Source organism: Dyella sp. (assembly GCF_035486915.1).
GTDB lineage: Bacteria > Pseudomonadota > Gammaproteobacteria > Xanthomonadales > Rhodanobacteraceae > Dyella_B.
The window spans coordinates 44,648-66,343 of sequence record NZ_DATHMR010000204.1 but is presented as its reverse complement, the minus strand read 5'-3'; the positions used below and the strand labels follow the sequence as shown (position 1 = coordinate 66,343).

Genomic DNA, 21,696 nt, shown 5'->3' with positions numbered 1-21,696 from the left:
AAACTTCACCAATAAAGTATAGTGTTCGTGAACTTTATTGGGAGAGTTAGCCATGACTGCCCATGCCCTGCCCAGGACATCCCCTGCCGAAGACCTCGGCGGCCCTGCCCTGCGGACTTTCTTCCGGCTCGCCGAGCTGTGGAATCTGCGCATCGCCGAGCAGCGCAAACTGCTGGGCGATCCGCCCGAATCGACCTTCTACAAGTGGAAGCGTCAGCAGGACGGCGTGCTGGGGCGCGATACGCTTGAGCGCATCAGTTATCTCTTCGGCATCTACAAGGCGCTGCAGATCCTCTTTCCGGATCCGGCACAGGCCGATGCGTGGTTGCACAAACCCAACCAGTCGACGTTGTTTGGCGGCCATTCCGCGATAGAGCGCATGCTCTCGGGCAACGTGGCCGATCTGTATGTCGTGCGTCAGTACCTGGATGCGCAACGCGGCTGGAACTGAGACATTCCGCACGTAAAAAGCGCCGCTCGTCGCAGTCGACGAGAACGTGATACGGCACTATTTCAAGGCGAACAGGGAAGAACATGAGACGGCGCAGTTCGTGCCACGGAATTCCTATGCCTAACGACACCCCACCTATTCGACGCATTCGCTGGAGCCAGGCTTATCGCATTGTGCCGAGCCGTTTTCCGCCGGCGGGATTGTTCGATCGCATTGCCGACCCGGCCGATCTCGATGCCGTGTTCGCGATCGAAGCACTGACTAATCCGCGTTTGCGTGAAGAAGCCAACACGATGAAGTTGGTGCCGCCGGATCGACGCATCAGCGGGCCGGGATCGACACCCGTGATGGCCGCGTTCACGCATCTGAATCCCGAAGGCAGCCGTTTTTCCGATGGGACGTGGGGCGTGTTCTATGCGGCGCGCAATGTCATCACGGCGGTGGAAGAAACGGTGTATCACCGCGAAATCTTTCTCGCCGCAACCGCAGAACCGGCGTGCGAAATGGAAATGCGCTGCTATCGCACCAGCATCGATTCGAAGATGCATGACATTCGCGGCGGCTGGCCCGAGGCGCATGATCCGGTCAGCTACAGCGCCAGCGTGAAACTTGCGCGTGAGCTGCGCGCAGTGGGTTCCAATGGCATCGTCTACGACAGCGTGCGTCACGAAGGCGGCGAATGCGTAGCCGCGTTTTATCCCGATGTCGTCGCACCCTGCGTGCAAGCACAGCATCTGATCTATCGCTGGGACGGCCGTCGTATTGCGAGCGTGCTTGAAGTGAGCGAGATGAAACGCGAAGGGCGTTGATCGCCATCACGCATGCAGCATTGACGCACACGCGGCATTCGTTGTGCTATCGATCTATGATCGTGCAGGCAGCCGCCATCGCATCGTAATCATTTGCGACGATCACCTGTTGCTGCGCAACCCTACCCGCAAAGATTTGTCCCCGGGAGCGTCATGAAAGTCCTGCTATCGCTATTGCTTGCCTTCGTTTCGTGCATTGCCTGCGCGGCAGTGACGCCACACAGTTATTGGGAACCGGCCATCGCCGCATTCGAAGCGTCCGATCGCGCGAATCCGCCGCCGCAAGGCGCGGTGCTTTTCATCGGTAGTTCGTCGATCGAGCATTGGAAATCGCTGGCGGCGGATTTTCCGGAATTGAAGGTCATCAACCGTGGCTTCGGCGGTTCTGTCATCGGCGACTCCACGTATTTCGCCGGTCGCATCGTCGCGCCCTACCGTCCTCGCGCGATCTTGATGTATGCAGGCGATAACGACTTGCACGAAGGGCTTACCCCCGAACAAGTGCGCGATGAATTTGCAGCATTCGTGCAAAAGGTGCGATCGGTCGATCCGGGCGTGCCGATTGCATTTGTATCGACCAAGCCAAGCATGGCGTTCAAGGCGTTGCTGCCGCAGATCAAGCAATCGAATGCGCTTATCCGTGCCTATGTCGCCACGCAGAAAGACGTGACGTATCTGGACATATTCACGCCGATGCTCGGCGCGGACGGACAACCGCAATGGAAATGGTTCGGCCCGGATGGATTGCACATGAATCGCACGGGTTATGAGCTATGGATCGGCATCATCAGACCGTGGGTCGATGCGCACGGCCATTGATTGTTAGCGCGTCACGCCGGCGATGCCGATGACGCGCTATTGCGATTACGCGTCGGCGTTGCTCGCAAACCCTTCGCGCGTGCCGCGATGGAAGACGCGGTCGTCGTCGAGCACGTCGGCGGCCGCATGGGCGGGCGATTCTTTCAGCTTCGCGTAGATCGGTGTGAAGTCAGGATGCGTGGCTTCGAACAACTGCTCGAAGCTGTCGATCACGAAATACGTTTGCTGGAACGTGTCGATGCGATAGCGCGTGCTCATCACGCGCTCAAGGCCGAAACCGATGCGATTGGGTGCGGCCGAATCCAGGCAGTAAATCGATTCGCCTTTCGAACTGACAATGCCCGCACCATAGATGCGCATGCCTTCGTCGGTGTTGATCAAGCCAAATTCCACCGTGTACCAGTACAGGCGCGTGAGGTTCATCAACGCTTCCGGACCGATCTTGAACGCCTTTATGCCGCCGCGGCCGTAGGCCTGCATGTAATCGGCGAAAATCGGATTCAGCAGCAGCGGCACGTGACCGAACAGGTCGTGAAAAAGGTCGGGCTCGCTCAGGTAATCCAGCTGGTCCGGTTTGCGAATCCACCAGCTGACCGGGAAGCGGCGGTTGGCGAGGTGGTCGAAAAATACCTCGTCCGGCAACAGACCTTCTACGGCCACCACTTCCCAGCCGGTGGTCTTGCCCAGCACCTTGTTGAGGTCGGCAAATTTCGGAATACCGCCATCGCCCAGGCCGAAGCGCTCCACGCCCGCAAGAAATTCCTTGCACGCGCGCGCCGGTAGCAGATCGCGCTGGCGCTTGTAGAGCGTGTTCCATACCTCGTGATCGGTCTGAGAGTAATCCGCCCACGGCTGCTCGACCACGCCCGTGGCGTAAACCGGCACGTAACCGCGGTCGGTCTGCTGGTGCTCTACGCGGCGGGGAGTGGTGTTTTCCATGGTGATTCCAGGGATGGTGGCTGCAAACAGAAGGATACGGCGCAAAAGGCACAAAATGGTTGTTTTATTGTTGACTTAGTATGTATCTGTGCAATATTCAGCGAAGAATTAGAAAATATACGGAGGATTCGTGCAATGGCCGAGCTGGATCGCATCGATTTGAGGATGCTGGCCGTACTCCAGGGCGAAGGCCGCGTCACCAATGCCGAGCTGGCGGAGCGCGTCAACCTGTCGCCCTCGGCCTGCCTGCGCCGTCTGCAGCGGCTGGAGTCCGAAGGGGTGATCAGCGGTTATGCCGCGCAGATCGACCCGGAATCGGTCGGTCTGGGGCTGCAGGCCTTTGTGCGTGTACAGCTGGCGCGGCACGAAAGCACGGCGATCGATCGCTTCGTGGAACGTCTGGCCGGTTGGGACGAAGTAGTCGCCTGCCATGCGCTAACGGGCGATATGGACTACCTCATGCACGTTTATGTGGCCGACCTCGCGCACTTTTCGCGCTTTCTGCTCGATCAATTGTTGAACGATGCGGGGGTCGCCGACGTCAATTCGAGCTTCGTTTTGCGAACGGTTAAACGTTCGCCATCGCTGCCGCTGGGTCAACTAGAGCGTTAGACGCCCAACAACGTTAAAATGATGTGCTGATGAGTATCGAAGCCGTATCCACCCCGGACCGTGACATGCTGCGCCCGCTACGTTACCTGTGGCGCGTGCCCTTATTGCTGCTGCATATCGTGCTCGGCATTCTCTTGTGCGGATTCATTCTTACGTGGAATCGCAACGCGGTGATGAAAAACGGCCGCGAGCCGTTTGCGCACCGGATGATTCGCTGGTGGTCCACCGCACTCATGCGCATCTTCGGATTGCGCTCGGTACGTTTCGGACAACCGTTGCGCGATGCGGCGCTGTTCGTCGCCAATCACACCTCGTGGATCGACATCGAGCTGCTGCACAGCCAGCGCGCGGCGTGTTTTGTCGCGAAGGCCGAAATTGCCAACTGGCCGTTGGTGGGTTGGCTGGCGGCAAGCGGTGGCACAATCTTCCATCGCCGCGGTAGCAATCACTCGCTCGCTGCGGTGATGCAGGTGATGGTGGATCGCTTGCGCCAGGGTCGTTCCGTCGCCGTGTTTCCGGAAGGTGGTACCGGCCACAATGGTGTGCTGAAGGTTTTCCATGCGCGCATTTTTCAGGCGGCGCTGGACGCCGAAGTGCCTGTACAGCCGGTCGCGCTGCGTTTTGCGCGCGATGGCAAGCGCATCGTCGATGCGGGTTTCCGCGAGCACGAAAATTTCATGCAGAACTTCCTGCGCATGCTTGGCGGCCCGTCGATGGATGCGGAAGTGCACTTCCTGGAGCCGGTGCCGACGAATCAGGATGGCCGACGACGCATGGCTGAACTAGCGCGCGAACGCATCGCCGCCTCGCTTGAGGATCGCGCATGACGTTACCGCAGGGACGCGACTTTCGTCCGCCGTGGCCGCTGAAGAGCGGTCATATTCAGACGATGCTTTCTTCTAGCGGTGTGCGCCGCACGCTGCTGCCGCGTCATGCCTATACCGTGCTGGAAGGCGCGGAACCGGTGATGGTGGATGGCGGTGCCGGTGTGCGCCTTACCGGCGCGTACACGGCACAAAAGACGCAGCCGGTGTCGCGAGGTCTTGCTGTGTTGTTCCACGGCTGGGAAGGCAGCGTCGACTCTACGTATGTGCTGCAGACGGGCAGCCGTTTGCTCGCCGATGGCTGGGATGTCTTCCGCCTCAACTTTCGCGATCACGGCGACAGCCATGCGCTGAATGAGGCGCTGTTTCATTCCTGTCGCGTCGACGAAGTCGTGCACGCCGTGGGCGATATCGCCAAGCGATGGCCGTCGCGGCCGATGGCGATTGCCGGCTTTTCGCTCGGCGGGAATTTCGCGTTGCGCGTTGCATTGCGCGCACCATCGCTGGGTATTCCACTGAGCTACGCGCTCGCGGTGTGTCCGATTATCGATCCAAGCGAAGGCCTGTTCTCGCTCGAAGAAACCGCGCCGTGGTTCTATCAGGCGTATTTCATGAACAAATGGCGACGCTCGCTGCGCATGAAGCAGGCCGCGTTTCCGCAACGTCAGTATTTCGAGCTGCAGGAACTGAAGCAAAATCTGCGCGGCCTGACCGAAGCGATGGTGCTGCGTCATACGGATTTCGGTTCGCTCGAAGCGTATCTGGAAGGCTATTCGGTAGCCGGCCGTGCGCTGACTGCCATGCAGATTCCGGCCACGATCCTCACCGCGCGCGACGATCCGGTGATCCCCATCGATGCCTTCGACAAGCTGGAATTGCCGAGCAATGTGGAGCTGGATATCTCCCCGTACGGCGGTCATTGCGGCTTCATCCGCGGCTGGGACATGACAAGTTTTTGCGACGACTACATTGCCGAGCGCTTCAATGCGATCGCCGCTGGTCAATCGCCGTTCGCCTGACCAGGTCACATGAGTTCTAACGGGACGCCCGTTACACTTCTCGCCCAACACCACGGCCTATGACGCGCATGCGCTCAGCTCATATCGTCATCAACACGGTTGGGTCGTTGGGCGATCTGTTTCCGTTTCTGTCGATAGGGCTGGCGCTGCAGGCGCGTGGGCACCGCGTCACCGTCGCCACGCACAGCATGCATCGCGCGGCGGTGGAGCAAGCAGGTATGCGCTTCGCCAACGCAAGCGGTATGCCGCAGCCCAATGACATGGCCGCGTTTACCGAACGCGTCTTCCACCCTGTGCACGGTCCGCGCCTGCTTATACGCGACCTGGCCGGAACGGACGTGCGCGAGAGCTACACCAAGCTGCAATTGATTTGCGAGGATGCCGACGCGCTCATCACCTCGACGCTTGCCTTCGCCGGCCAGATCATCGGCGAAACGCTTAGCGCCGCCGGGCGGCTGCACTGGGTGTCGGCAGTGCTTACGCCATGCAACGTGCTATCCATCTACGAACCGCCCATCGTGGGAGTGGGTTGGATCGATGCCCTCACGCGCAGCCCCTTGCGAGGCAAACGCATCCTGCAGTGGTTGACGTTGATGCGCTTGCGTAACTGGACCGGTCCGGTACGCGTGTTTCGGCGCGAACTCGGTCTGCGCCCGGAATCGAAGCTTGGCCATCCGCTCCAACATGGACAGCATTCGCCCGACTGCGCCCTGGCATTGTTTTCGCCGCTCCTCGGCGCTCGTCAGCCGGACTGGCCGCCGCAACTGCGCATCACCGGCTTCGCGCACTACGCGCAGCCGGGCACGAAGATGGACAGCGAACTCGAAGCGTTTCTGCGCGCGGGATCGCGGCCACTCGTCTTTACGCTGGGTTCGTCCGCCGTCCATATCGGCGCGGATTTTCTGCGCGAAAGCTTGCAGGTCTGCGAGCAACTGGGACGTCGTGCGCTGCTCTTTACCGGTTCCGCGGACATACGTGCGTCTTTACCGCACACACTGCCTTCGTATGCACATGCGGTCGACTATGCGCCGCACGCGGCGGTGTTTCCGCATGCCGCGGCGATCATTCATCACGGCGGCATCGGCACGAGCACCGAAGCGCTGCGCGCGGGCCGCCCGATGCTCGTGGTACCGCACGGTTTCGATCAATACGACAATGCCGAACGACTCAAATGCCTTGGCGTGGCGCATGCGCTACCGGCGTGCGAGTATCGCAGCGACACCGCCGTGCCGCTGTTGAAAGATCTTCTCGATGACCCGCGTTATGCGCAACACGCGTGGCGCTGTGCCGAAGCGATACATGCCGAACACGGCGATACCGTTGCCGCCGATCTGATAGACGCCAATTTGCGCGAACGTTTTTAGCCATTCGACCGCATCCACCCTGCCAAGAGACACCCCTGAAACGTGACTTCCTGCAGATGGGCGTATCGAACCACGAGCGTAGTTTTCGCGGCATTGCCCCTGCATCTGAGGGACGGGGCGCGCCCGGAGAAGCCGAAATGGAACGTCGCTCTGACCGTTTTACTTACTACGCCGTCGTGCCAACGTTTTTCGCGCTGCTTTTGGCTTCGCCTGCATTTGGCACAAGCATTCCGCAGGATGGCGATACAGTTAAAGGACTGGGACATCCCGGTTGCGATCGCATCGACGCGAAGGCTTGCGTGCAGCAAGCCATCGACGCCATGGGCGGCGAGCAGCGGCTAGCCGCCATTCATAGCGTCAGTTACGACGTGATCGGACACACGGTGCTGTCGGAGCAATCGTATCGGCAGCAACCGTTCATCACCTCGTATGAGCGCGACAAGGTCGTCGTCGATTTCGACAAGCGACGCATTGTTCGTGATGTACACATGACGTGGCCCGAATCCGATCCGCATCAAGCCGATCTGGATATCACCTTGATCACCACCACGCAGGGTGGTGTGTACCACAGCAAGCAGGGCGATTCGCCGTGTTCGCTGGCGGATCTTGATAATGCGAATGACACCCTCGCGTTAGGACCCGAGCGCCTGTTGCTCAACGCGGCTGCGGCGGGCGACCTGCGTTACGTCCCATCGCAATGGTTGCGCGCCACGCCGCACAGCGTCGTCGAATTCACCTGGCAAGGTGTGCCCGTCAAAGTACTTCTGAACGCTTACAACCATTTGCCGGATGCCATGGAACGCACGCGCACGTTCAAGGATTGGTGGTACGCGTGGGGCGATGTCAATCAGCGCATTTACTTCGACAACTGGCGCGTGGTGCAAGGCGTGGTCTATCCCACCAACAGCATCGATCAACGCAACGGCGTGTGGTACGCATCCACACAAGTGCTCGACCCTGCGTTCAACGTCGCCATCGACGACAAGAAGTTTGCGATGGATCCCGCTGTTGCGGCAAAAAGTGCGCAATCAAAAGGTTGGAACAGGGAGTTCAGCGACAAGAAGCGCGTCGATCTGGCACCCGGCATCGAGCTTTATGAGGGTTCCTGGAATACGACGATCATCAAGCAGGATGATGGCGTGCTGGTGATCGAAGCCCCGATTTCCACGAGTTACGTGAAAGGCATTCTTGCGAAGGTGCGCAGCGAATATCCGGACGTGCCGATCAAGGGTGTGCTCAGTACGTCTGATTCGTGGCCGCATATGGCGGGTGTGCGGGAGGCCGTCGCGGAAGGTGTTCCGGTCTATGTGTTGGACCTCAACAAACCGTTGCTGGATCGGCTTGTGAACGCACCGCATCGCCTGCAGCCGGATGCATTGCAAACCGATCCCAAATCACCGCACTGGGTGATGGTGGGTGATCGGCTGGAAATCGGACACGGTGCCAACCGCGTTGAGTTGTATCCCTTGCGTGGCGCATCCACCGAGCGTCAATACATGGTTTATTTTCCCGAACAAAAAGTGCTGTATGCCAGCGACACGCTGGTCCTCAATGACGATAAGACGCTCTACGATCCGGATCTGATGTACGAAGTGGTGCAGGCGGCCGCGCGCGAGCATCTGCAGGTCAACACGGTTTACGCGATGCATCAGGGACCGACGCCGTGGGCCGATGTGCAGCACTTGGTCGATCAGGCCATGAAGCCGACAGAAAGCGGTAAATCGGCAAGCTGATCGCGTGCAAGGGCGCGTAGGTTGGGTTACTCCCCGATCAACTTCGGGGTAACCCAACCTACGGTTTCAGGTAACACATCAATCTGCCGGCACGCAGCGGCTGGTTGCCCACTCTCGCAATGCTTGAACCTGTTCGTGCATAAGCACGGACAGCGGTTTGGTTTCATGCAGGGCGTTGATCAATGTGTTTTGATCCAGCGCACTGGCGTTGCCGGCTACGTCGTAAAGCGCGCTGACCACGGCTTGCTCGATTTCCGCGCCGGAGAAACCATCGCTAGCAGCGGCAAGGGCATTCAAATCGAAAGGGTCCGGCGCAATTTTACGTTTCTTCAGATGCATCGCAAAAATCGCGGCGCGTACTTCAGGCCGTGGAAGATCGACGAAGAAAATCTCGTCGAAGCGGCCTTTTCGCAGCAGTTCTGCCGGCAATTCGTTCACGGCGTTGGCCGTGGCGACGATGAACACCTTCGACTTGCGCTCTTCCATCCACGTCAGCAGATAACCCAGCACCCGACGCGAGACACCGCCGTCGTCACCGCCGCCGCTGGCGAGACCTTTTTCGATTTCGTCGATCCACAGCACGCATGGTGCTAGCAGTTCGCAACTGGCAAGCGCTTCGCGCAGATTCTTCTCCGTTTCGCCTTGGTACTTGTCATAGAGCGAACCAAAGTCCAGGCGAATCAAGGGCACGCCGAAACCGCCAGCGACGGCTTTCGATGCGAGGCTCTTGCCGCAGCCTTGCACACCCAGCAAAAGCACGCCCTTGGGCGGATCGAGCGTCGGATTGGGGTCGGGATTCAAAAACACCGCACGCCGCCGCTGCACCCAGTCGCGCACATGGTCGACGCCGGCGACATCGGCGAAGTTTGCGGTGGCGTATTCGTAATGCAGCAAACCGGAACGGTTGAGCAGCTCGAACTTGGCCTTCATCAACTCCGGCAAATCGTCGGCGTTCAAAGCGCCGTCGTTATAGATCAGCTTGCGCACGATCTTTCGCGCATCCGTCGCAGTCAGGCCGACAAGATTGCGCACGATGGAACGTGCCGCGTCGTTATCCACGGTGAGCGCACGGTTGTTCTCGCGCTGCCACGCCGCGGCTTCGCCACGCAGGATGCCCGCCAGTTCCTTGATGTCCGGCAACGCAAGCGGCACACGCGTGGAGAGTGCTTCTAGTTCCGGCGGCAACTCGATCTTTGCACCCACCAGCACAAGCGTGTGCGCGGCCGAGTTTTCACGCTGCACGATTTCGCGCACCTGCCGCACCGTCATCGGATATTGCAGGCACGACATAAAATCGAAGAGCAGGTAGATGCCACGTTCTTCAGTACCGCGAATGGCAGTGAGCGTGGCGGTGGCGTCGGGTGCTACCTGCTGGTCGCGCGGACCGTTGAAGTCCAGGCGCTGCAGTCCCTCCGTGAGTGTCCAGCTCCAAAGCGGATAAAGCGCCTGGGCGATCACGTGCTGAAAGCAGTCGATCACCCGCTGTTCGTCTACCGTTTCAATGACCAGCAGAGGCGTGGCGGCACGCACCATGGTGGTCAGGTCATCAAGTTCGCTCATGCTTCCTCCCTGCAAGGTAATACGTTAGCAGAGCTGTCACGACCGAATCATGGCCGAGGGCGTAAGCTTGCTGCTTTCTTGCGGCGCTCCCCGACTTGCGCAGTCGCGCGGGTGCCCCCAAGTGAACGTTTTCCATTACGCCACGGAGAGTTCCATGCAGCTACGCAGCGACCATTTTGAGCACGGCAAGCCGATCCCCCCGCAGTTTGCGTTTGCCCGTCTGGCCAAGCCGATCGAGCTGTCTGACAACAACAATCCGCATCTGGCGTGGAAAGGTGCACCGGCCCATACGCGCTCGTTCGTGCTTACCTGCATCGACACCGATGTGCCAAGCAAAGCCGATGACGTGAATAAGGAAGGGCGCGAAGTACCTGCCGATCTGCCGCGCGTGGAATTCGTGCATTGGCTGATGGCGAATATTCCGGTCGAATGCGGCGAACTCGCAGATGGATCGTGCAGTGACGAGATCACGCCGCGTGGCAAACGCGAACCCTTCGGACCGCCGGGCAGCGTGCAAGGCGTCAACAACTACACCGAGTGGTTTGCCGGCGATGCAAACATGGATGGCACGTATCTGGGATATGACGGCCCGTGCCCGCCGTGGAACGACACCATCGTGCATCACTATCATTTCAGCATCTACGCGCTGGATACCGAAACGTTGCCGTTGAAACCAGGTTTCACATTGGCCCAATTGCGCAAAGCGATGGAAGGTCACGTGTTGGCCCACGCGACGCTCACTGGCACATACAGCCTCAATCCACGCGTTCCTGCGTGACAGAAGCGCGATTCCGACGATGAACGTAACCGTAAGGTATAAGGCGTCCTAAACAGCCTTCACACTCAGACGGCACGATTTGTGGCACATGGAGTCAGGGGCAATAGGTAAGGAACGCCCCTGGCTTCATGAGGAACGCCGTCATGCTGCATTACGCCCTGGTATTTCTGGTTATCGCTGTCATCGCCGCCCTTCTAGGATTTACGGGCATTGCCGGTACCGCCGCATGGATTGCCAAGGTGCTGTTCGTCCTGTTCCTGATCCTTGCCGTGATCGCCTTCTTTCGGCGGTCAACCTGAACGGCGCAGCGGCGGTTCATCCAGCCATGCGGTAAACAGGTAGAGTGAAAACCCTGCAATCGGAGAACGTCATGACCAAAGAAGTCCAGGAAGTCCAGGCACAAGAAAATGGCATTCATGGGCGCATCGACCAAGGCGCCGAACGCATCAAGCAAGCCACGACCGATGCGGTAGCCACCAGCAAGGAAAAATTCGGCAAAGCGGCTGACCATGTCGAGGAAGGCGTGCACAAAGCCACCGACAAGGCAGCGCATGCCGCCAATCGCACCACCGACAAAGTGAGCGAAGCGGCCGAACGCGGACGCGAGGTTTACGGTCAGGCTAAAGATCGCGCCGACGAATGGCTGGATGAAATCCGCGATTACGTTCGCGAAAAACCGGTGCAGTCCGTTGCCATCGCCCTTGGCGCGGGCTGGCTGCTTGGCCGTATTCTTCGCCGTTAAGCGATTCACCAGCACGGGGGCGGGCCATGCACGATTCCGTGCGCGATGAGGAGGTGGCCGGACAACCCGAGCCACCGCAGGGACCGCCGCCAAGCGGTCTGATCAACGAACTAGCTGAGCTTGCGCAGGGCGTGCGCAAGCTGTTCGGCGCGCAATTGCACCTGCTGGCTGCCGAGTTGGGTCTGGCGCGTACAGCTGTGTCATGGATACTCGTCGCCGGACTTGCGGCGACCGTCACGGGCGTCGGTTTGGGTCTCACGCTGTTGGGTCTGTTGGGCCTGGTGCTGGCCAAATGGCTGGGTTCGTGGATTGAGGCCTTTATCGTGCTGGCGTTCCTGGAAGCGCTATTCCTGTTCGGCGCCATTATTCTGTTCCGCCGTTGCATGCACTGGATGAGCCTGCCCGCCACGCGGCAGGAATGGCGGGCGATCATGCACGACACGTTGCAACGGGCGGAGCAGGACGTCGAAGCCGACAAGGGGAAGGGGTGAAGCATGGGTCTGTTCAAGCAGCTAAAACGAGTGCGAAAGGCGCGTGACCGCGTCGCGACGCATCGCAATGAAGTGGCCATACCCGCCGCGGCACTTCTGGAACGCGGTTATCGACATCCTCTGACAACGGTGGGTACCGCTGCGGGCGCCGGGTTTGTGCTCGGCACGCTGGGAGTCGGGCCGTTGCGTGTGCCGGGCATGGCATCGATGCTGAGCGGCGGTCTGGCGGAAGCTGTCGCGTATGGCACCCGACTGATCGCCGAATTGGGCATGGATGGCGGCAGCAACGACACCGATAACGACGACGCATGAACGATCCGCAGCCGACGGTGTTGCCGGGCGGCGCATCACTGGATGCCGGTGGTGCGCAAAAGCAGGTCACCCAAGAGGTCAAGCATGCAACGCAAGGCGTGCATCGTGTGCGCAAGCATCTGCGCGCGATTCGCATGACGCTCAATGCCATGCTGATACTGGCGTTGCTTTATACCGCCGCCATCGTCAAGGCACTGGTGATTCCCCTGGTGCTGGCCGCGTTCATTGGTTTGGCGCTCAATCCAATCGTTGCAGCCGGTGCGCGGCATCGCATTCCGCGTTGGCTCGGTGCCATCGTGCTGATGATCACGTTGATTGCCGCCATTGCAGCGGGCATCAGCATGCTCGCACAGCCGGCCGTGGGCTGGTTTCATAACGCACCGACGACGATCCACGCTTTCGGGCTGAAACTCGAGCACGTGGCGCAACCGTTGGAAGCGGCCAATCGTGCGACGCAAACACTGGTGAACGGACACGCGCCGCCACGTGCGCAGTCAGGGCAGCAGAATCCGTCCGATGTCGCGTTCAGCGTGTGGGATGTGGTTTCCAATACGCCCAAAGTGCTCGCCGCGATTCTCACGGTATTGCTGCTGGTGTTCTTCTTTCTGATCTATGGCGATTTGCTATTGCGGCGGCTCGTCGAGATTGCGCCGAACTTTGGCTACAAGCGTCACGCGGTTTCCATCGTGCGCGGCATTCAGACCGAAGTGTCGCGCTACATTCTTACGACGGTGGTGATCAATGTGTCGCTCGGCATGATCACCTCAGGCATTTTGTTTTTGTTGAACGTACCCGATCCGTTATTGTGGGGAACGGTGGCCATGCTGGCTAACTTCATCCCCTACCTCGGCGCCATCGTCACCACGACGATGTTGTTGCTAGTGGGTTTGATGCATTTCGACGATTTGCTGCACGGCGTTCTTCCTGCGCTGTGCTTCGCAGGTGTGACCGCCGTCGAAGGCAACCTCATTACACCGATGATTCTTGGGCGACGTATGCGCATCAGCCCCATCGCCATTCTTGTCTGGCTGTTGGTGTGGGGCTGGTTGTGGGGCGTGCCAGGTGCGTTGCTAGCGGTGCCGATGCTGACCAGTGCGAAGCTGATTGCCGAACGCGTGCGTGGGTGGGAATGGTTTGCGCGAATGGTGCAGCGCTAAGGGTTGGACCCACGCTGCAACACCCTCTCACCGTCATTCCGGCCAGCGCCGGAATGACGGTGAGGGGATTATTGGACAGTGGCGACGGCGTTGGCTACTTGCGTGCAAGTCGCGTCATTGCAAGCTTGCCATCCGCCGCCCAGCGCTTTGTAAAGCGACACGGCTCTCGTATCGATAGCCGCTTCTGACTGCGCCAGATCGTCTTCAGCTGCAAGCTGCACGCGCTCGGCATCCAGCAATTCCAGATAACCTGTAGCGCCTTCCTTGTAGCGAATGCGTGCGAGATCTGCCGCGCGGCGGCTCTGTTCGCTTTGCGCCATCAACTGTTCGACGCGTTCATGCTCGGCGTTGTAACCGACAACCGCATTGTCGACATCTTCGATCGCAGACAGAACGGTGCGCTGATAATTCGCCTCCGCCTCATCTGCACGCGCTTCGCTCGCGTGCAAATTGGACCGCACGCGTTCCACGTTCAGCCCCGACCAGGTAATGCTCGGCCCAATGGAGAACGCGCGCGATGCCGGTCCGCCAAAGTCATTGCTTTGCCCGGCAAGAAAACCGAGAAAGCCGCCTATCGAAATGTGCGGATAGAAATCGGCCTTCGCGACACCGATACGTGCCGTGGCCGCAGCATATTGCCGCTCGGCGACGCGCACGTCAGGACGGCGCGAGAGCACATCGTCGGCCTTGCCGATGGGCAACACGGTGGCAATCGGCTTGAACGTGGCGGGGGATACATCCACGTCCAATTCACCCGGACGTTCGCCCACCAACACGGCAAGTCGATATTCATACGCTTTCGACTGCGTATCGAGTACCGGCAATTGCGCACGCGCCGCACTCAACTGCGCGCTCGCGCTGGCGACGTCCTGCTCCGACGCGGTGCCGATCTCTGCGCGCGCCTGAATCAGCTTCAACGTATCGGCCTGGTTGGCGATGTTGCGTTGCGCGATGGCAAGCCGTTGCTGCGTACCGCGCAACTCAAAGTAATTGCGCGCCACTTCGGCAAACAGTGTCACCTGCGCATCGCGCAATGACGCTTCGCTCGCACCCATGTCGGCGCGTGCGGCTTCCACATTACGCCGCACACCACCGAACAGATCGATTTCCCACGACGCATCAAAACCGGCCTCGTACGTCTTGATCGGTATGCGCTGCGTCGTAAAACCGGGCTGCTGTTCGATCGCCCGGCTATAGGCGAGATCCGTATCGATGGTCGGCAGCTGGTCCGCCTTGGCGCTGCCAAGCAACGCGCGTGATTCATTGAGGCGCGCGACTGCAATGTGCAAATCCAGGTTGCCTTTCGCAGCGCGCTGGATCAGTGCATTCAGCACCGGGTCGTTGAACTGCGTCCACCATTGCGCCTGGAACTGATCGGCGCTTTCGCGTGCCGTATCGACCCCCTGCACGTTGGCAGCAGGCGTTGCGGGCGTTTTGTAATCCGGCCCCACGCTGGCGCAACCGGCCAGCGCAAGGGCGGCAAACAGTGCCGTATTACGAATAAAGCGTGTCATCTCAATGGCCCTCCAAAGCGGGCAACGTGGATGCGTGCTGCTTCTTGCGCGCTTCGCGGCGTTCAACCAGTGCGCGAATCAGCACGTAGAACAGAGGTGTGTAGATCAAGCCAAAGATGGTGACGCCGAGCATGCCGGAGAACACCGCCACACCCATCGCGTGGCGCATCTCCGCACCGGCGCCGTGCGAAGTCACCAGCGGCACCACGCCCATGATGAAGGCGATCGACGTCATCAGAATCGGGCGCAGTCGCAAGCGAGCTGCTTCCAGCACTGCTTCATGACGGCTCATGCCTTCATGTTGACGTTCGCGTGCAAACTCCACGATCAGAATCGCATTCTTGCAGGCCAGACCCACCAGCACGATCAAGCCGATCTGCGTGAAGATGTTGTTGTCGCCACCGGACAACCACACACCGGCGATGGCGGAGAGCAACACCATCGGCACGATCAGGATCACGGCCAACGGCAGCGACCAGCTTTCATACAGCGACGACAGCACCAGGAACACCAGCAGCACGCACAACGGAAACACGAGGATGGCTGTGTTACCAGCGAGTATTTGCTGATACGTGAGCTCGGTCCACTCGTAGCTCATGCCATTGGGCAGGTTGTCGTTCGCCAGCTTTTCCATCGCAGCCTGTGCCTGGCCGGAGCTGAAGCCGGGGGCCGGACCGCCGTTGATTTCTGCCGTCACGTAACCGTTGTAATGCATCACGCGTTCAAGACCGGCTGTGCGACGCACTGTCACGAACGAACCCAGCGGCACCATGTCGCCCTTCGCGTTACGCGTCTTCAACTGCGTGATGTCCTCCGGCTCGTGGCGATAGCTTGGTTCGGCCGACACATTCACTTGGTAGATACGTCCAAAGCGATTGAAGTCGTTGACGTACAGCGAACCAAGATAGGCCTGCATGGTTTGATCGACATCAGTCAGATCCACGCCTTCGGCTTTCGCTTTTTCGCGATTCACGTCCGCATCGATCTGCGGCACGCTCACTTGATAGCTGGAGAACAATCCGGCGAGTGCTGGCACCTTCTGGCTCTTAGCAATCAGGTTCTGCGTTTGCTTGTACAACTCATCGAAACCGAGCTGCCCGCGATCCTCGACCTGCAGGCGGAAACCGCCGATCGTGCCAAGGCCTTGTACCGGCGGTGGCGGGAAGATCGCGATGTACGCATCCTGGATCGACAGGAACTTCTGATTCAGCGCCGCAGCAATTGCACCGGCCGACAACGATGGATCGCGGCGTTCGTCAAACGGCTTCAACGTCACGAACACGATGCCCGCGTTGGTGCTGTTGGTAAAACCGTTGATGGAAAGGCCGGGGAATGCCACCGCGCTTTCGACGCCAGGCTGCTTCAATGCGATCGCCGACATGCGTTGAATGACATCTTCGGTGCGATCCAGCGACGCAGCGTCGGGCAACTGCGCAAACGACACGAGGTACTGCTTGTCCTGCGCAGGGACAAAGCCCATCGGCACATGACTGAAACCCAGCCACGTCAGGCCAATGAGTCCGGCATACAGCGCCAGCGCCACCGGACCTTTGCCCACGATGCGACGCACACCGCCGACGTAGCGATCCGAACCACGGTGGAACATCCGATTGAAGGGACGGAAGAGCCAGCCGAACGCCTTGTCGATCCACACCGTCATGCGATCTTTCGGTGCGTCGTGACCCTTGAGCAGCACAGCGGCGAGCGCCGGACTCAGGCTCAGCGAGTTGAACGCGGAGATCACCGTGGAAATGGCAATCGTCAGCGCGAACTGGCGATAGAACATGCCGGTCAGGCCGCTGATAAATGCGGTGGGAATGAACACCGCACACAGTACAAGCGCCGTGGCGACAATCGGGCTTGTCACCTCGTTCATCGCGCGTCGTGTCGCATCGCGCGGCGTGTAGCCCAGTTCGATATTGCGCTCGACGTTCTCGACCACGACGATGGCATCGTCCACCACGATACCGATCGCCAGCACCAGGCCGAACAGCGATAGTGCGTTGAGCGAGAAACCGACCAGATACATCACCGCGAAGGTGCCGATTAATGACACCGGCACGGAAACCAGCGGAATGATCGACGCACGCCATGTCTGGAGGAACAGGATCACCACGAGCACGACGAGGAAAATCGCTTCCAGCAGCGTATGCGCAACGGCTTCAATCGAACCGCGCACAAACACTGTGGGATCGTAAACGATGCTGTAGTCGACGCCTTCCGGAAACTCCTTCTTCAATTGCGCCATGGTGGCGCGAACTTCATTGGAGATTTGAATCGCGTTGGAACCCGGACGTGCAAAGATCGGAATCGCCACGGCAGGCTGATTGTTGAGCAGACTGCGCAACGCATATTGATCCGAGCCAAGCTCGACACGCGCGACATCGCTTAAATGCACCACGCTGCCATCCGGATCGGTGCGCACGATGATGTTGCGGAAATCGTCCACCGTGCTCAGGCGGCCTTGCGTGTTGATGTTGAGCTGGAAGTCTGTGTTGCCCGGCACCGGCGGCGCATTCAGCGCACCGGCTGCCACGGCAACGTTCTGCTCCTGAATCGCATGCACGACGTCGCCGGTGGTCATGTTGCGCTGAGCGAGCTTCTGTGGGTCCAGCCACACGCGCATGCTGTATTCGCCGGCACCGAAAATCTGCACGTCGCCCACGCCATCGAGGCGTGCGAGCAGATCCTTGACGTGCAGGCGCGCGTAGTTCGACAGGTAAAGCATGTCGTAGCGCTTATCGGGCGAAGTCAGATGCACGACCATCGTGAGGTCGGGCGAACTTTTCTGTGTCGTCACGCCGAGGCGTTGCACTTCTTCCGGCAGCTTCGGCAATGCCTGTGCTACGCGGTTCTGTACTTCCACCTGTGCGTTGTTGAGATCGGTGCCCAGCGCAAACGTCACCGTCAGCGTCATCGTGCCGTCGCTGGTCGCTTGCGATGAGGTGTACAGCATGCCTTCCACGCCGTTGATCTGCTCTTCCAGTGGCGTGGCCACCGTTTCGGCAATCACCTCGGGGTTGGCGCCGGGATAGCTGGCGTGCACCACCACGGTAGGCGGCACGACTTCGGGATATTCGGCAATCGGCAGTTTGAAGACAGCGATGCTTCCCGCGATCACGAAGATCAGCGAGAGCACCGCGGCCATGATCGGCCGATCGACGAAAAACTGGGCAATGTTTTTCATGGGTTATGTCTCGAAAGCTATAAAACCGCAGTAAATCGTTGTGCTCCTCCCCCTGCTTGTAGGGGGAGGTTGGGAGGGGGCACGCTTGTGTGCTTCATGGAGGGCTTCACCCCACTCCAACCCTCCCCTGCTGCATGCAGGGGAGGGAGCGATTAGCCTTGCGGGTGCTTTTGCGTAGCGGTGTTGGCCTGCGCAGTGCGTGTGTCGTTTCCATCCGGATCGGTCGCGGCAGCATCGACCAATGCCTTGTCTTGCGGATCGAGGCGCGAATTCATCGCGACCTGTTGCGGTGTCACTTCTGCACCGGGGCGCACACGCTGCAAACCGTTGATGACAACAACATCGCCGGCATTCAGGCCGTTATCGATCACGCGCAATCCATGGAACAGCGGACCGGTATCGACCTTGCGGTATTCCACCTTGTGCTGCGCATCGACCACATAGACGAACTGGTTGCCCAGATCGGTACCCACGGCGCGATCATCAATTAATAGACGCGGACGCGGCTGGCCGCTTTGCAGGCGCACATGTGCGTACAAGCCGGGTGTCAGCAATCCACCTTCGTCGTCGAATACCGCCCGCAGTCGCATGGTTCCGGAGTTGGCATGCACCTGGTTATCGACAAAGTCGATGCGTCCGGTGTGCGGATAACCCTGCTCGTCGGCCAGACCCATCGTCGCTTCGATGCGTGCGGCACGGCCGCTCTTCGTGGCATCGCGGCGCAGACGATCCAGCTTCAACCACGTCTGTTCGTCGACATCGAAATACACGTAGACGGGATTGACCGACACCACGCTGGTCAGCACATCCGAACTAGTCACCAGGTTGCCCGGCATGATGCGCGCGTTGCTTACGCGGCCATCGATCGGTGCACGCACCTGCGTCCAATCCAGATTGAGTTTTGCCGTGGCGAGCGCCGCGGTCGCCGCGGCAAGCGAGGCGCTCGCGCTTTGCTCGCCGGTACTCATGCTGTCGGCGTCTTCTTGCGAAATGGCGTGTTGTTCAAGCAGGCGCTTTGCGCGTGCCGCGTTGGCTTGCGCCAGACCCAATTGGGCCTGGGCTTGCGCGCGGTTGGCGGTCAGCCGGTCTACTTCGGCCTGGAATGGGCGGGGGTCGATGCGGAATAGCACATCGCCCTGGTGCACGTCGGCACCTTCCTTGAATTCAACGGAGTTCACGTAGCCGCCCACGCGCGGGCGCACATCGGCAGCATCGACGGACTGCAGCTGGCCAGTGAAATCGGCGCTGTCGCTAACCGGCCGCACCATCGCCTCGGCCACGGTGACCTGCGGCAGGGCGCCGCCGGCAGCGGCTTGCGCATGGGCGCCGTGGCTGCCTAAAAGGGCCCAGCTGCCGCCAATGGCGACAACGACCAGGCTGGCTAGAATGGTTTTCTTCAACATTATCTCGCTCCCTCTCAATACCTTCGTGCCGCAATGCAGCACGATCAGGGAACGGAATATTAGGTATACTGACCAGTATAGAAAACCCGTTTAGTAATCATATGACTCGTGACTCTCAGTCACGAATGGGTGCATAATCGGTCCTATGGAAGACTTTTCAGCTATATCCGCCTTTGTTCGCGTGGTCGAAGCCAAGAGTTTTGCCTCGGCAGCTGCCCAACTGGGCATGACGCCGTCGGGCGTCAGCCGCGCGGTGTCCCGTCTTGAGGAGCATTTGGGTGCCCGATTGCTGTTCCGGTCCACCCGGGCCTTGCGTTTAACCGACGATGGGGCCTCGTTCTATACACGTTGCAAGGAGATCCTTGCCGATCTCAACGAGGCGACCGAGGCCCTGGGTTATGCGCACCGCAAACCCAAGGGCAAGTTGCGCGTGGGTATGTCGGTCTCGGTGGGGCGCGCGGCGATCATTCCGCAGCTCAGCGATTTCGAACGCCGCTACCCGGACATCCGGCTCGAATTGATGATGTGCGACTACCCCTACGACCTCAACGAGGAAGGGGTGGACTGCGCCATCCGCATGGGCGAGCTGGAAGATTCCAGCCTCATCGCGCGCAAGATCGGCTACTTCCGGAATGTCTTGCTTGCCTCACCGGAATATCTGCAGAAGCACGGCTCGCCGGCCACCATCGACGATCTGAAGAATCATCGCTGCATCAACTACGTGTATCCCAACGGCCGTCCGCGTCAGTGGCAGTTCGAAACACCGAATGGCCGCGTCGACGTTGACGTCGATGCGCACATGCTTATCAACGATGGCGAATCCGTGATCCAGGCTGCGGTGGCGGGACTGGGCATCATCCAGGCGCCGCACGTACTCGCCGCATGTATGCTCGACTTCGGAAAACTCGAGCCGATCCTGACGAACACCGTTTCAACCGGTAAATCCGTGTGGATCGTCTACCCGCAGAAGAAGCATCTGTCGGCACGCGTGCAGGCGTTTATCGAATGGGCGCGTGAGTTGTTCGAGCGTCCGTTCGAGGCCGTTTGCCAGGTGGCGCCGGGACCGATCGTCGAATCGTTTATGCCGAAGCAGGAAAAGCCGGCGACGCGTACGCAGTGATGCGTTGCAGGTCGGATCAGGCGCCTGTGGGAATCAGCAGCAACAACGCTGCGCCCAGCACGATGCGATAAATCGCAAACCACGTGAAGCGGTGCGTGCGGATGTAGCCGAGCAGCCATTTCACTACGATAAACGCCACGACAAGCGATACGACGAAGCCAACGATCAGGGCCGTCCAATCTTCGTGCGCTGCGCCGCCATGTTTTAGTACTTTGAGCAACTCATAACCCGTGGCCGCATACATTGTGGGTATGCCGACAAGAAACGAAAACTCCGTCGCTGCGGGTCGATTGCTGGTGCCGGCGAGCATCGCTGTGAAAATCGTCGCGCCGGAGCGCGAAGTACCGGGAAAAATGCCGGCGACGATTTGCGCGATGCCGACAAGTATCGCAACGCGCCACGTGATTTCCTTGCGATCGACTTGCCGCGCCGCAACCGCTTCGGCTGCAAGTATCCAGAACCCGCCGAGCAACAAAGCCCATGCAATCGGCGTGATGGTTTCCGGCAATTTGAAACCATAATGCGTAACGACAACGCCGAGCACGCACGTGATGAAAAACGCCACGAGCAGTTTGCACAGATAGTCGCGATTGCTTCGCTCGCGCCACTGCGTCAGCAGCTGCCAGATGCGAGTCCGGTAAATCAGCGTTATGGCCAATATCGCGCCCGCCTGGATACCGACGTTGAAAAGATCCGAGCGTGCGCCAAGACCGAAATCCTCGGCAATGAGCAGATGCCCTGTGCTGGAGATCGGGAGGAATTCAGTCACTCCTTCGATGATCCCCAGCAGGATGACGCAGATCAGGTCGTGCATGCGATGCCTCCCTTGGACGAGTGAAGCATAGCTTGCGCCGTCTACCGG

At 59.7% G+C, this 21,696-nt stretch carries 21 protein-coding genes; 15 read left to right on the top strand and 6 right to left on the bottom strand.

What is annotated here, in order from left to right; all coding sequences use genetic code 11:
* Nucleotides 1-52 precede the first annotated feature (52 nt).
* From VK725_RS17175 to VK725_RS17165, 3 genes are all read left to right on the top strand, one after another.
* Entirely contained in the window at nt 53-451 is a 399-nt protein-coding gene (locus tag VK725_RS17175) for an MbcA/ParS/Xre antitoxin family protein (protein ID WP_325319281.1), read from the top strand.
* Nucleotides 452-567: 116 nt separating this feature from the next.
* Nucleotides 568-1,260: an RES family NAD+ phosphorylase gene (locus tag VK725_RS17170; protein WP_325319280.1), complete on the top strand. Its 693-nt coding sequence runs from the start codon at nt 568-570 to the stop codon at nt 1,258-1,260.
* 153 nt (nt 1,261-1,413) lie between these two features.
* A complete protein-coding gene (locus tag VK725_RS17165) occupies nt 1,414-2,079 on the top strand; it encodes an SGNH/GDSL hydrolase family protein (protein WP_325319279.1) in 666 nt (221 codons plus the stop codon).
* Nucleotides 2,080-2,124: 45 nt separating this feature from the next.
* Here the strand turns inward: VK725_RS17165 and phhA are convergent, their stop codons facing one another.
* Nucleotides 2,125-3,018, bottom strand: a complete 894-nt coding sequence (gene phhA, locus VK725_RS17160) for a phenylalanine 4-monooxygenase (protein WP_325319278.1) — start codon at nt 3,016-3,018, stop codon at nt 2,125-2,127.
* Between the two features lie 135 nt (nt 3,019-3,153).
* On the opposite strand from phhA, the gene VK725_RS17155 reads away from it, so the two are divergent.
* The 5 genes from VK725_RS17155 to VK725_RS17135 all read left to right on the top strand — a co-directional run bounded on the left by VK725_RS17155 (nt 3,154) and on the right by VK725_RS17135 (nt 8,570).
* Entirely contained in the window at nt 3,154-3,630 is a 477-nt protein-coding gene (locus VK725_RS17155; RefSeq protein WP_325319277.1) for an Lrp/AsnC family transcriptional regulator, read from the top strand.
* A gap of 29 nt (nt 3,631-3,659) precedes the next feature.
* Nucleotides 3,660-4,457, top strand: a complete 798-nt coding sequence (locus VK725_RS17150) for a lysophospholipid acyltransferase family protein (RefSeq protein WP_325319276.1) — start codon at nt 3,660-3,662, stop codon at nt 4,455-4,457.
* The gene (locus VK725_RS17145) at nt 4,454-5,473 is read left to right on the top strand and encodes a YheT family hydrolase (RefSeq protein ID WP_325319275.1); all 1,020 of its coding nucleotides are present in this window, start codon (nt 4,454-4,456) and stop codon (nt 5,471-5,473) included. Before VK725_RS17150 ends, VK725_RS17145 begins: the two co-directional genes overlap by 4 nt.
* Nucleotides 5,474-5,541: 68 nt before the next feature.
* Entirely contained in the window at nt 5,542-6,837 is a 1,296-nt protein-coding gene (locus VK725_RS17140) for a glycosyltransferase (RefSeq protein WP_325319274.1), read from the top strand.
* 137 nt (nt 6,838-6,974) lie between these two features.
* Nucleotides 6,975-8,570: a hypothetical protein gene (locus VK725_RS17135; protein WP_325319273.1), complete on the top strand. Its 1,596-nt coding sequence runs from the start codon at nt 6,975-6,977 to the stop codon at nt 8,568-8,570.
* A gap of 78 nt (nt 8,571-8,648) precedes the next feature.
* Here the strand turns inward: VK725_RS17135 and VK725_RS17130 are convergent, their stop codons facing one another.
* Complete coding sequence (locus VK725_RS17130; protein ID WP_325319272.1) at nt 8,649-10,130, bottom strand: AAA family ATPase; 1,482 nt, start codon at nt 10,128-10,130, stop codon at nt 8,649-8,651.
* Nucleotides 10,131-10,284: 154 nt separating this feature from the next.
* On the opposite strand from VK725_RS17130, the gene VK725_RS17125 reads away from it, so the two are divergent.
* From VK725_RS17125 to VK725_RS17100, 6 genes are all read left to right on the top strand, one after another.
* Complete coding sequence (locus tag VK725_RS17125; RefSeq protein ID WP_325319271.1) at nt 10,285-10,908, top strand: YbhB/YbcL family Raf kinase inhibitor-like protein; 624 nt, start codon at nt 10,285-10,287, stop codon at nt 10,906-10,908.
* 143 nt (nt 10,909-11,051) lie between these two features.
* On the top strand, nt 11,052-11,207 hold the full coding sequence (locus VK725_RS17120) for a DUF1328 domain-containing protein (RefSeq protein ID WP_325319270.1): 156 nt from the start codon (nt 11,052-11,054) through the stop codon (nt 11,205-11,207).
* Between the two features lie 71 nt (nt 11,208-11,278).
* Nucleotides 11,279-11,650 carry a hypothetical protein gene (locus tag VK725_RS17115; protein ID WP_325319269.1) on the top strand — a complete coding sequence of 124 codons (372 nt, stop codon included), beginning with the start codon at nt 11,279-11,281 and terminating at the stop codon, nt 11,648-11,650.
* A gap of 26 nt (nt 11,651-11,676) precedes the next feature.
* Nucleotides 11,677-12,141, top strand: a complete 465-nt coding sequence (locus tag VK725_RS17110; RefSeq protein ID WP_325319268.1) for an ABC transporter ATP-binding protein — start codon at nt 11,677-11,679, stop codon at nt 12,139-12,141.
* A gap of 3 nt (nt 12,142-12,144) precedes the next feature.
* Nucleotides 12,145-12,453 carry a hypothetical protein gene (locus VK725_RS17105; RefSeq protein ID WP_325319267.1) on the top strand — a complete coding sequence of 103 codons (309 nt, stop codon included), beginning with the start codon at nt 12,145-12,147 and terminating at the stop codon, nt 12,451-12,453.
* Nucleotides 12,450-13,610 carry an AI-2E family transporter gene (locus VK725_RS17100; RefSeq protein ID WP_325319266.1) on the top strand — a complete coding sequence of 387 codons (1,161 nt, stop codon included), beginning with the start codon at nt 12,450-12,452 and terminating at the stop codon, nt 13,608-13,610. The genes VK725_RS17105 and VK725_RS17100 overlap by 4 nt, the downstream gene beginning before the upstream one ends.
* Before the next feature lie 68 nt (nt 13,611-13,678).
* Here VK725_RS17100 and VK725_RS17095 read toward each other — a convergent pair whose 3' ends face one another.
* From VK725_RS17095 to VK725_RS17085, 3 genes are all read right to left on the bottom strand, one after another.
* Entirely contained in the window at nt 13,679-15,124 is a 1,446-nt protein-coding gene (locus VK725_RS17095; RefSeq protein WP_325319265.1) for an efflux transporter outer membrane subunit, read from the bottom strand.
* Between the two features lies 1 nt (nt 15,125).
* Entirely contained in the window at nt 15,126-18,311 is a 3,186-nt protein-coding gene (locus VK725_RS17090) for an efflux RND transporter permease subunit (RefSeq protein ID WP_325319264.1), read from the bottom strand.
* Nucleotides 18,312-18,463: 152 nt separating this feature from the next.
* Nucleotides 18,464-19,714: an efflux RND transporter periplasmic adaptor subunit gene (locus VK725_RS17085; protein ID WP_325319263.1), complete on the bottom strand. Its 1,251-nt coding sequence runs from the start codon at nt 19,712-19,714 to the stop codon at nt 18,464-18,466.
* Nucleotides 19,715-19,859: 145 nt separating this feature from the next.
* Between VK725_RS17085 and VK725_RS17080 the strand changes: the two genes are divergently transcribed.
* Nucleotides 19,860-20,834 (top strand): LysR family transcriptional regulator, encoded by a 975-nt coding sequence (locus VK725_RS17080; RefSeq protein ID WP_325319262.1) that lies wholly within the window; start codon nt 19,860-19,862, stop codon nt 20,832-20,834.
* A 16-nt stretch (nt 20,835-20,850) separates the two neighbouring features.
* Here VK725_RS17080 and VK725_RS17075 read toward each other — a convergent pair whose 3' ends face one another.
* Complete coding sequence (locus VK725_RS17075) at nt 20,851-21,648, bottom strand: undecaprenyl-diphosphate phosphatase (protein WP_325319261.1); 798 nt, start codon at nt 21,646-21,648, stop codon at nt 20,851-20,853.
* Between the last annotated feature and the right edge of the window lie 48 nt (nt 21,649-21,696).

What these genes read in the sequence shown, in the direction of transcription:
- VK725_RS17175 (WP_325319281.1), top strand. Translation starts at nt 53, where the DNA reads ATGACTGCCCATGCCCTGCCCAGGACATCCCCTGCCGAAGACCTCGGC.
- VK725_RS17170 (WP_325319280.1), top strand. Translation starts at nt 568, where the DNA reads ATGCCTAACGACACCCCACCTATTCGACGCATTCGCTGGAGCCAGGCT.
- VK725_RS17165 (WP_325319279.1), top strand. Translation starts at nt 1,414, where the DNA reads ATGAAAGTCCTGCTATCGCTATTGCTTGCCTTCGTTTCGTGCATTGCC.
- phhA (WP_325319278.1), bottom strand. Translation starts at nt 3,018, where the DNA reads ATGGAAAACACCACTCCCCGCCGCGTAGAGCACCAGCAGACCGACCGC.
- VK725_RS17155 (WP_325319277.1), top strand. Translation starts at nt 3,154, where the DNA reads ATGGCCGAGCTGGATCGCATCGATTTGAGGATGCTGGCCGTACTCCAG.
- VK725_RS17150 (WP_325319276.1), top strand. Translation starts at nt 3,660, where the DNA reads ATGAGTATCGAAGCCGTATCCACCCCGGACCGTGACATGCTGCGCCCG.
- VK725_RS17145 (WP_325319275.1), top strand. Translation starts at nt 4,454, where the DNA reads ATGACGTTACCGCAGGGACGCGACTTTCGTCCGCCGTGGCCGCTGAAG.
- VK725_RS17140 (WP_325319274.1), top strand. Translation starts at nt 5,542, where the DNA reads ATGCGCTCAGCTCATATCGTCATCAACACGGTTGGGTCGTTGGGCGAT.
- VK725_RS17135 (WP_325319273.1), top strand. Translation starts at nt 6,975, where the DNA reads ATGGAACGTCGCTCTGACCGTTTTACTTACTACGCCGTCGTGCCAACG.
- VK725_RS17130 (WP_325319272.1), bottom strand. Translation starts at nt 10,130, where the DNA reads ATGAGCGAACTTGATGACCTGACCACCATGGTGCGTGCCGCCACGCCT.
- VK725_RS17125 (WP_325319271.1), top strand. Translation starts at nt 10,285, where the DNA reads ATGCAGCTACGCAGCGACCATTTTGAGCACGGCAAGCCGATCCCCCCG.
- VK725_RS17120 (WP_325319270.1), top strand. Translation starts at nt 11,052, where the DNA reads ATGCTGCATTACGCCCTGGTATTTCTGGTTATCGCTGTCATCGCCGCC.
- VK725_RS17115 (WP_325319269.1), top strand. Translation starts at nt 11,279, where the DNA reads ATGACCAAAGAAGTCCAGGAAGTCCAGGCACAAGAAAATGGCATTCAT.
- VK725_RS17110 (WP_325319268.1), top strand. Translation starts at nt 11,677, where the DNA reads ATGCACGATTCCGTGCGCGATGAGGAGGTGGCCGGACAACCCGAGCCA.
- VK725_RS17105 (WP_325319267.1), top strand. Translation starts at nt 12,145, where the DNA reads ATGGGTCTGTTCAAGCAGCTAAAACGAGTGCGAAAGGCGCGTGACCGC.
- VK725_RS17100 (WP_325319266.1), top strand. Translation starts at nt 12,450, where the DNA reads ATGAACGATCCGCAGCCGACGGTGTTGCCGGGCGGCGCATCACTGGAT.
- VK725_RS17095 (WP_325319265.1), bottom strand. Translation starts at nt 15,124, where the DNA reads ATGACACGCTTTATTCGTAATACGGCACTGTTTGCCGCCCTTGCGCTG.
- VK725_RS17090 (WP_325319264.1), bottom strand. Translation starts at nt 18,311, where the DNA reads ATGAAAAACATTGCCCAGTTTTTCGTCGATCGGCCGATCATGGCCGCG.
- VK725_RS17085 (WP_325319263.1), bottom strand. Translation starts at nt 19,714, where the DNA reads ATGTTGAAGAAAACCATTCTAGCCAGCCTGGTCGTTGTCGCCATTGGC.
- VK725_RS17080 (WP_325319262.1), top strand. Translation starts at nt 19,860, where the DNA reads ATGGAAGACTTTTCAGCTATATCCGCCTTTGTTCGCGTGGTCGAAGCC.
- VK725_RS17075 (WP_325319261.1), bottom strand. Translation starts at nt 21,648, where the DNA reads ATGCACGACCTGATCTGCGTCATCCTGCTGGGGATCATCGAAGGAGTG.